This window comes from Leptospira saintgironsiae (genome assembly GCF_002811765.1).
Lineage (GTDB): Bacteria > Spirochaetota > Leptospiria > Leptospirales > Leptospiraceae > Leptospira_B > Leptospira_B saintgironsiae.
This window is the reverse complement of sequence record NZ_NPDR01000010.1, coordinates 87,292-96,033: the sequence shown is the minus strand read 5'-3', so window position 1 is coordinate 96,033 and position 8,742 is coordinate 87,292. Positions and strand designations below refer to the sequence as shown.

Annotated in this window: 9 protein-coding genes; 4 read left to right on the top strand and 5 right to left on the bottom strand. The window is 39.1% G+C overall.

Going from position 1 to position 8,742, the window contains the following annotated elements; genetic code table 11:
- Window positions 1–77: 77 nt before the first annotated feature.
- Window positions 78–941: a flagellar hook-basal body protein gene (locus CH362_RS17400; RefSeq protein WP_100711594.1), complete on the bottom strand. Its 864-nt coding sequence runs from the start codon at window positions 939–941 to the stop codon at window positions 78–80.
- Between the two features lie 488 nt (window positions 942–1,429).
- Between CH362_RS17400 and CH362_RS17395 the strand changes: the two genes are divergently transcribed.
- From CH362_RS17395 to CH362_RS17380, 4 genes are read left to right on the top strand one after another with little or no spacing between them, the layout of a single operon-like run.
- Window positions 1,430–2,680, top strand: coding sequence for an ATP-grasp domain-containing protein (locus CH362_RS17395; protein ID WP_100711589.1), 1,251 nt, complete (start codon window positions 1,430–1,432; stop codon window positions 2,678–2,680).
- Complete coding sequence (locus tag CH362_RS17390) at window positions 2,667–3,302, top strand: class I SAM-dependent methyltransferase (protein ID WP_100711588.1); 636 nt, start codon at window positions 2,667–2,669, stop codon at window positions 3,300–3,302. The genes CH362_RS17395 and CH362_RS17390 overlap by 14 nt, the downstream gene beginning before the upstream one ends.
- The gene (locus CH362_RS17385) at window positions 3,278–4,165 is read left to right on the top strand and encodes a class I SAM-dependent methyltransferase (protein ID WP_165780288.1); all 888 of its coding nucleotides are present in this window, start codon (window positions 3,278–3,280) and stop codon (window positions 4,163–4,165) included. The genes CH362_RS17390 and CH362_RS17385 overlap by 25 nt, the downstream gene beginning before the upstream one ends.
- Complete coding sequence (locus CH362_RS17380; protein WP_100711586.1) at window positions 4,162–6,414, top strand: YhjD/YihY/BrkB family envelope integrity protein; 2,253 nt, start codon at window positions 4,162–4,164, stop codon at window positions 6,412–6,414. The genes CH362_RS17385 and CH362_RS17380 overlap by 4 nt, the downstream gene beginning before the upstream one ends.
- A 16-nt stretch (window positions 6,415–6,430) precedes the next feature.
- On the opposite strand, the gene CH362_RS17375 is transcribed toward CH362_RS17380, so the two are convergent.
- The 4 genes from CH362_RS17375 to CH362_RS19420 form a co-directional block, all read right to left on the bottom strand.
- Window positions 6,431–7,384, bottom strand: a complete 954-nt coding sequence (locus CH362_RS17375) for a sensor histidine kinase (protein WP_100711585.1) — start codon at window positions 7,382–7,384, stop codon at window positions 6,431–6,433.
- A gap of 407 nt (window positions 7,385–7,791) precedes the next feature.
- Window positions 7,792–8,196: a DUF2721 domain-containing protein gene (locus CH362_RS17365; protein ID WP_100711583.1), complete on the bottom strand. Its 405-nt coding sequence runs from the start codon at window positions 8,194–8,196 to the stop codon at window positions 7,792–7,794.
- Between the two features lie 92 nt (window positions 8,197–8,288).
- Window positions 8,289–8,558 carry a Rossmann-fold NAD(P)-binding domain-containing protein gene (locus tag CH362_RS19425; protein WP_244280632.1) on the bottom strand — a complete coding sequence of 90 codons (270 nt, stop codon included), beginning with the start codon at window positions 8,556–8,558 and terminating at the stop codon, window positions 8,289–8,291.
- A 4-nt stretch (window positions 8,559–8,562) separates the two neighbouring features.
- Window positions 8,563–8,742, bottom strand: coding sequence for an SDR family NAD(P)-dependent oxidoreductase (locus CH362_RS19420; protein ID WP_244280631.1), 180 nt, complete (start codon window positions 8,740–8,742; stop codon window positions 8,563–8,565).

Sequence of the window (8,742 nt, the reverse complement as noted above, 5' to 3'; positions counted from 1 at the left end):
AAGATTCCTTAACTTCTTCTGCTTCCGAGTTGAAAACAAAAATACCGAGATATGTGCGGATTGTCAATAATAAATTACTATCTCAGAACATCATTCAGAAGTTTGCCTAACATCTGATCTTGAGTCTGCACAGTTTTCTGATTTGCTTCGTAAGAGCGGTTCACTTCTATCATTTCCACCATTTCGGTCACAACACTTACATTAGAAGCTTCTAAATAACCTTGAAGAAGATTTGGTTCTTCTTCCAAAAGAAAAGGTCTTGGTTCACCTGACTCAGGAGTATCATTATAGAATGAATCCCCTTCTTTATCCAAGTGACGAGGATTTTCAACAGTGCGGATCTTAATACGATCTAAAAGAACAGGAGTTTCAAATTTATTCTTATCGGTACCAGTAGAATTACGAGGATCATTACCGATCTCACCGTTGATCCAAACTTCTCCATTCTCTCTAATTAAAAAATTACCGCGAGCAACTTTGATCGGGCCATTCTCTCCCATCAAAGGAAAACCTTGAGGAGTCACTAGATAACCACTCGTATCCAAAACGAATGCTCCGGAACGAGAAAGTCTTTCCCCTCTATTAGTTAAAATGCTGAAGAAAGCAGGATGTTCAGTGCCAGGTCTATCTTGCAACATCATGTCGAAAGGATTGTCTGTCTTCTTCACAGCACCTTGTTCGAATCTTGTATAAATTTCGTTAACTTCTGCGCCTAACCCAAGTTTGCCGACCACAGGAGCAGTATCGAAGGAACCCATAGGCACCTTGCCTACACCGTCCTCGTTGAATCTATGGATCAAAAGTTCAGGGAAAGTTTTGAACAACGTTGTGTCCCTTTTGAATGCCGTCTTGTCCACGTTCGCAAGATTATTGGAGATCACGTCCATGCGCGTCTGCTGTACGATCATTCCGTTGGATCCGGTGTACATTCCTCTTAACATTCTTCTTTCTCCTGCTCTACTTAAGGATCGGAGTTTTTCAAAAATCCCATTACGCTTTTGAAGACATAAAAAGAAAAAATAAGAAGGAGTTCCTCCCCATTTCAAAAAGAGTTTGGCCGCCTCCCGCCCCAGGGGCGGGACCGGGCTGCTACGGATTCGGCGAGTCCGCCTCATCCCACCTTCGGTGGGACAAGCCCTTCGCATCCCTGGCGGAACAGTGATTCGGAAAATCTTATTCCAGACCAGGATTTTGCGCGGAATCCAGAATCTACATTCCATCCCAAATGAGTAGGAACCAGAGTTGATCATTTGAAAATTCTATGATATAGAGCTTGGGAGCAACCTCCCACGGGCCCTCCTCCACCACCCAAACTCGGGCGGGGGCCGCCCTCTACAACCCTGTTGGAGTTCCTACAGAGAAGGCGGATTTTGTCTCATTCCTAAAAAACCTTTGACATCTCTTCTTCTGAGGGCTATCTATCCAGAGGATGAAGAAAAAAGGGTATTTTCTCTCCTTAGGAGCCGGCAAAAACCAGGTACCCTTAATTTCTGCGGCAAGAGCCCTTGGCTTGGAAGTAGCCGCAGTAGACAAAAACGATAAGGCACCAGGTTTCGCGATGGCGAGCCTAAGAATCATCGAATCCACCTTCGAATACAGAAGGATCTTAAGAGCAGTCGCCGAAAATCCCCTCCCCACTCCGATCATCGGGCTCGGTACAAGATCCTTCGGCAAAGCAACTTATAGCACAGCCTATCTTGCTGAAAAATTAAAACTAAAATATGCAAGCACAGAATCTGTATTAAAATTTTCTGATAAACAAATTTTAAAAGAGACCTTAGCCCCAAAAGGTATCAGGGTTCCGAGAGAAATTCCTTCTTCTGAGATAAAAGCAAAGTCTAAATCCTTTCCTTATCCTTGGATCTTAAAACCGAGCCAAGGCAGTGGCAAGTCCGGAATCCAACTCGTGGAATCAGATTCAGATCTAAAATCGATTTCTAATGTAATTTCTCCTAAAAAACAGCCAAAATCAAAAACTGCCGCCAATTCTCCTCATCCTGAAACCTGGCTTTTGGAAGAGTATATTCCAGGTCCTGAATATACTGTTTTGGGATTAGTTGATGATTCTGATTTTCATCTAGTGAATATTTCCTTGAAGGAAACTTCTTCTTTTCCTCCTTTTTTAGAAGCTGCTCATCGTTTACCCTTTCCTAAATCCGAATTGGAAGGTGAGATCAAGATGTTATGCAGGGCGATTGTTAAGGCAACTGGTCTGAAAAATTGTCCGTTTGTAGCTGAATTCAGATCGGACGAAAATGGGGATCTTGTATTAATTGAAGCCGCTCCAGAAGTTGGCGGTGAATATCTCGCGGATGTTCTTGTTCCTGGTTATTCAGGTTACGATTATTTCACTAACTTAGTAAAACTTTTGGTAGGAGAATCAATTACTCCTCCTCCTTCTAGTTTAGAAATTCCTAAAAAACTAAAATCTCAAGTTCGTTTTGATATTCCGCCCAGAGGAGTTTCCGTTCTAAAATCTTTGGAAAATTTTCCTACAAATTCTGGAGAAACAATTCTTTTCAATCAGAACTTAAAAGAGCTTGGTACGAAACTGGATACTTCTTTGGGAAATGAAACAAGAACAAGAGTTCTTTGTTTAAGATCAAAGGCATCTTCTTCAGAAGAAGAATGGAATGGTTCCGTTAAAAATCGTTTGAAGGCGGAATATGAAGCCCGCTGATCATCCTTCCAAAGAAGCTTGGGAAACTCATTATACAAGACCTAAAGCAAAACTTTCTTATCCGGATGAAAACTTAGTTCGTATGATCTCTAAGTTCCCTGCGTCTTCTACTTCTCCCAAAGCTCTGGATTTTGGTACCGGTTCAGGAAGACATTGTGTTCTTTTAAAAGATTTCGGATATGAAGTGTCTGCTGCAGATTACAGCGAAAATTCTATCCAATCAGTTAAAGAATCTTATCCTTGGGTTAAAACTTTTTTGCTAAATTCTCCTCCCTATCCTTTTGCAGATGAAGAATTTGATCTTATTGTAAGCTGGGGAGTTCTACATTATAATTCTCCCAATCTCGCAAAATCTATGTTAGATGATACCTTTCGAATTTTAAAAAAAGGTGGATATCTTGCCGCTTCCGTAAGAGCAGAAGGTGACACTCATCTTAAAGCAGAAAAAGGTAAAATAGGAACTGCGGATCTTGCCGGTGGCGCTACCTGGTTCTATTCCAAAGAAGATGTACAAAACCTTCTTCAAAATTTCTCTTCCTTTGAGATTGGTTATACGGAGAGAACTCCATTAGGAAAATTGGATGAGAGGATTTGTCATTGGATCTTTCTCGCCAAAAAATAATCCAAGAAGAATGTCCCCTGGGCGGGGACTGCAATTGGGAACCTCTTTATAGATCCGAATTCGGAAACTTCGATCTTTCTATCCAAACTTGCAAAACCTGCGGATTCCAAGCCCAATTTCCCAGACCCGAACCTGAGTCATTATACACTGAAGAATATTATACAGGTAACCAAGAGTTCACTTATAGAGACGAGAGACAGACAGAAAAATTTGATCGTTATGTTTGGTTTGCTCGTTTAAAAAATATTTCTAAGTTCAAATCTTCTGGAAACTTCTTAGATATTGGTTGTTCCTTCGGTGGTTTTTTAGAATGCGCTAAAGAAAAAGGATTTGTACCCTATGGTGTGGAAATTTCTCCCTTCTCCGCCAAACAAGCAGAGGCGAGAGGTTTCAAAGTTTGGCAAGGCCAATTCTTAGATGCGGATCTTCCTGAAAATTTCTTTGATGTAATCACACTCATTGAAGTGATAGAACATTTAGAAAACCCAAAAGAAGTATTCAATAAACTTGCGAAGGTCTTAAAACCAGGAGGATTACTCCTGATACAGACCGCAAATTTCGAAGCCTGGCAGGCGATAGAAGCAGGCAAAAATTATCACTATTATTTGCCTGGCCATGTGTATTATTATTCTGCAAAAATCCTGCGGAAAATTCTTGCCATAAGAGGATTCGAAAGACAGATTACTTACCTCGGAGTGGACTTCCCTCTTTCCGCTAAACTTTTAAAATCAAGGGGAAGTTTTTCAGGCTGGAAGGATTATTTAAAATGGTTTCGGATCTCTTTCTACCATTTCAAAAGTAAACTTTCCAAAAAAGGAATACCACTCACTTCTTCTATGGTGCATTATGCGATTAAGAAATGAATTCTCATCCAAATACAAAGTATAGTAGATTTTTTGATTATATTCCGGACGCAGGTTTAGGACGAAAACTAAACTTTACAGTCCGTGTTTTAGCCGCCTCCGCATATCGTTTTGTCAAAGACGAATGCCTTATCAAGGCTTCCGGTATTTCTTATACCACAATCGTTTCTTTGATCCCAATGCTTGTCGTGGCTCTTTCTCTTTTGACAATCACCTCTGGACTGGACAATCGTAAGGAAGAAATATTCGATAAAATTAATGCATTTTTCTTAGTAAGTAATATCAACCTGGATATCAATCCTTACTTGGATACTTTAGGAGAATTGATTGATGCAGCCAGACAAATCGGTGCAATCGGTTTTATTCTTTTAGTATTCTCCGCAACCACAGTATTAAGATCTTTAGAAAATTCCTTTAATTCCATTTGGAGAATAGAAGAAAAAAGATCCGTTCTGCAAGAATTCGTATTTTACTTTTTCGTTCTATCTATTGGGCCTCTACTTCTTGTGATAGGAGATAATCTGGCCAAAAAAGTGACAGATGTATTTCGCCCTCCACATTATCTGAGCATGGACAAGGATCTTGAAAACCATATCTGGATCTCTGGTGAAAATGGAACACTCTTTCGAATGGATTCAGGTCTCAAACAAGACTATTATCTGGATGAAAAAGACATCGATCTTAAAAATATTCGCTGCTTGGATTCTTTCGGAGTTCGTGTAGACTTCTGCGAAAAGCCAGACATCTCCAAGGAAAATTTTGTTCGAGTTTCTATCAAAGACGGGAAAGTATACGCACTTTCCGAAAAAGGATTATTTCTATCTAAACCTGTAGATGGATCCGTATGGAATGCAATCTATTTCGACAATACAAATTTTAAAGATTTCGAATATATCAATGAAGGGAATTTTTATTTAATCTTCTCTAACGGAGAAGTCCTACACTTTTTCACGCAAGGAAGAAGTTACAAACCAGTATTCACAAATGTTCTTAAAATACGCGCAAATCGAGTTTATTTTCCAGAACCTTACCTTGGATACATTGTAGATGAGGATGGAAATGTTTGGAAAAGTGAAGATGGCGGTTATACCTGGAATGCCACTAAGATCACTGGTCATGGTTTAAAAGATATTCATAGGATCAAACCGGGAGAACTTTTTGTAACAGGAGAAAGAGGTTCAGTTTTCAAAACGGAAGACGGCGGCTACTCATGGAAAAACCTAAGCCATAAAAGATATACTTTCACTAAAGTTTGGTCCATCGAAAACGAAGAGTCCGCAGACATTTTCCTTCTGGATGCTCTCGGAAACATTTTGGTTTCCATAGATGGCGGAGAACATTGGAATACTTTTTACATTCCCGCTAAAGGAAAAGTATTCGCCTCCGGCCTATTGGACAGAAGCGAGAATGGAAGATTCAGATTATTGAATATTGGAGAATATAAAAAGATCAGTCTTTCAGAATATAAGGATGTTAAATACGAAACAATCATCCTACAAGGAGGAGAGTCCGTTTTCTCACCTTATAATATTCTAAAATTCTTCTTCCCTTTGATAGGGATCTGGTTATTCTTCTTGGCTTTATTCACATTAATACCGAACACCAAAGTTCCGATCAGGGCTTCTTCTTGGGGAGCCGGTTTTACAAGTGTGATTTTTTTAATCTTCCTGTATGGATTCCAAGTTTATATCACATCCTTCTCCGAAACCACAATGATCGTATATAAGGCACTCGCCTCTATTCCTATTTTCTTGATCGGAGTGTATTCATTATCATTGATCGTTCTATTCGGAGCAGAAGTAACAGCCTGTGTGCAATATCCGGAAAGATATTACGCACCATTCCAATTGATAGAAGAGCATCATACTTCCTTTAGTTACGAATTCAGAAAGCTGATCGGAGTCTTAAAAGCGGTCTATTCCGTCCAAAAAGAAAGCAAGATCGCTCCCCGAAATGCAGATCTTGCTATCAAATCGGGACTTCATACAGAAGAAATTCCTAGACTTACTAAAACATTATCCGAAGTAGGACTACTCGTAGAAACAAATGAAGGCGGAGCCTGGTTGCCAGTGGTTTCAGGAGAAGATCTGACTCTGGGAGATTTTTATCGTAGGATACCGGAGCCACTTTTAAAAGAAGATCCTTCTTTCCATGTATATCCTGATAAGGTTCGAGAAAAAATGGATAAGGCAGAAACTTCTCTGCAGAAAGATCTAGATGGGATTAGTTTTAGGGATTTGATAGATTAAAATTCTTAAAATTTCTTCAAGGAATAGAAAACACCAAACTATGTTTTCCTTCCTTAGGGATCAAAATTTTGACATTGGTCCCTTGACTGGAATCCACCCGAACATTTCCTCTGACTTGTAACACAAGACTTTCCACTAATTTCATTCCGATCCCACTATTTCTTCTCTGAGTAGAATCCTCTAAACCTTTTCCAGAATCTGAAACACTTAATATTATGTATTTATCATCTTGTTCTAGACGGATTAAAATCTCCCCTGTTTCCCCTTCGCAAAACGCATGTTTTAGGGAATTTGTTAAAAGTTCATTTAGTATAAGACCTAACGGCATAGCGCGGTCCGGATCCAAGGTAATACTTTGATCCATTTCTCTAGATACTGAAACTCTGCTACATTCCACTTTGTAAGTGATTTCTAAATTTTTAATAACCGAATTCAGAATTGAATAAGCTCCTATTTGGATCAAATTATTGGAATCATAAATGATCTGATGGATCTTTGCGATGGATTGGATCCGGTTTTGAGCGATCCTCAACGCCTCCGCAATACTTTCATCCTCTCTCATGGTGCCCTGCATGGAAAGAAGCCCGGAAACAATCTGCAAATTATTATTTACTCTATGATGTATCTCTGTTAGCAAAAGAGCCTTCTCTCTTAGATCATTCTGGATCTGTATTTGGTCCTTTTCTCTTTTTGCCTGCTCCCTATGCATGGAATCCACGTATAAAAAGATCAAAAGAAACATCACAAAAAGATCTCGCGCAAATCCTTCATAGTCGTCCAATATATCACTGATACCTGAATGTTCCAAAAAATTGGAAACACAAACGAAAAATCCGGTAGAAAGAGCGGCCGCAGCAAAGATGCCTGGTCCAAATAAAACATGTTTTTTTAATATACTTCGGATTAAAAATAATAAAGCGATCGCGTACAGGAAAAAAGTTACCAGATTCATGGCGACAATCGAATTCATTTCAGACTTCCCGCTTTTTTAAAAAATAAATGTGAATCCCGAATAGAAAGAACACACCGGACAAAAGGAAGGTGAAATGTTCCAGAAAATTCAGAAAGACGGGCCAAAAGAAACCTTCTAATACCGTAAAAAGGCTGCTGAACCAAATACAAACAAAACCGAAAAATAGATATTTGTATTTTGCAATAAGTCCGAACCGATACAAAGTAAATATCGCAACAAGACCAATCGTATTAAAAATAAGATTTAGAATTTCGCTGATCTGTATCATGAAACCGAAAAAGGATTGTGTATCACCGAAGCGGCGAAGTCAATTCAGTTTTCAACGAACGTTAGCCTGGAAAGTATTTCCTTGCATAACGGTTAACGGACGAAAAATCAGAAAACCCTAACGATCGGCTAAAATTTTAACGGGACGAATCCCAAGGAAATACTGCATGTATTTCCAATTCCAAAGCTCTTACGGAAAGTCGGATCTCCAACAAGGAAAATACTAACGAAGTCAACATCGCGAATAAAGAAAGTCCGAAACAGATCCAAGCTCCGATATTCCAAATCGCAATAAATAGAATCGATGCAGTACAAAATGTCATACTTAAAATTCCGAATGTCTGAGAGAATCGGATATGTGAAATTCTGATTACAAGATTTCGGACTTGGGCCTCGATATTAGAATCCTGGGATTCCCTGTATTTATCCAATAATTGTCTAGTAAGAGAACTCAATCCCAAAAACCGATTTGTAAATGCAAGCATGAGTAGCGATATCGCCGGGAAAAGAATCCCTGGAGCGTTATAACTCAAAGTGTCCATAGATTCCAATCGTTAGGAAAAGTATATTGGGCTGCTTCGATTTTCTTTCTGCAAATCGCTCGCGAATCCTTTTAGAAAAAAATCGTTTTTCCTTAAGTAACTTTCGTCCTTGCGATGAAACTCGCAAATAAGTTAGGGAAATATTTATGTAGGAAAATCCCGAATTTTTCCTTCGGGCCTGCAATGATCATTTCTTTTTTTTCTGACATGATCGCATTCAAAATTTCGATCGCATATTCATTAGGATCGATTCCTTTTAGGATTGCCTCATCCATTTTTCCGTGTTTGACTCCGTTTCCGGAGAGAGCATTCTCTGATATTTTAGTCATTACGAATCCGGGATATACGATTAATACTTTCAAATTTTTATCCGTCTTTTCTTTCTTGAAAATGAGGAAGTAAGGCTAGAGTTAATCCGATATTCCCTAAAAAATTCACCTTTAAAATAGATTCGTACGTAGAGATGGAAGTCTCATGTGCTAAAGAACGTTGACTGATCCCCCCATTATTGATGAGAACATCCACCTTTCCAAATTTAGAAATCAC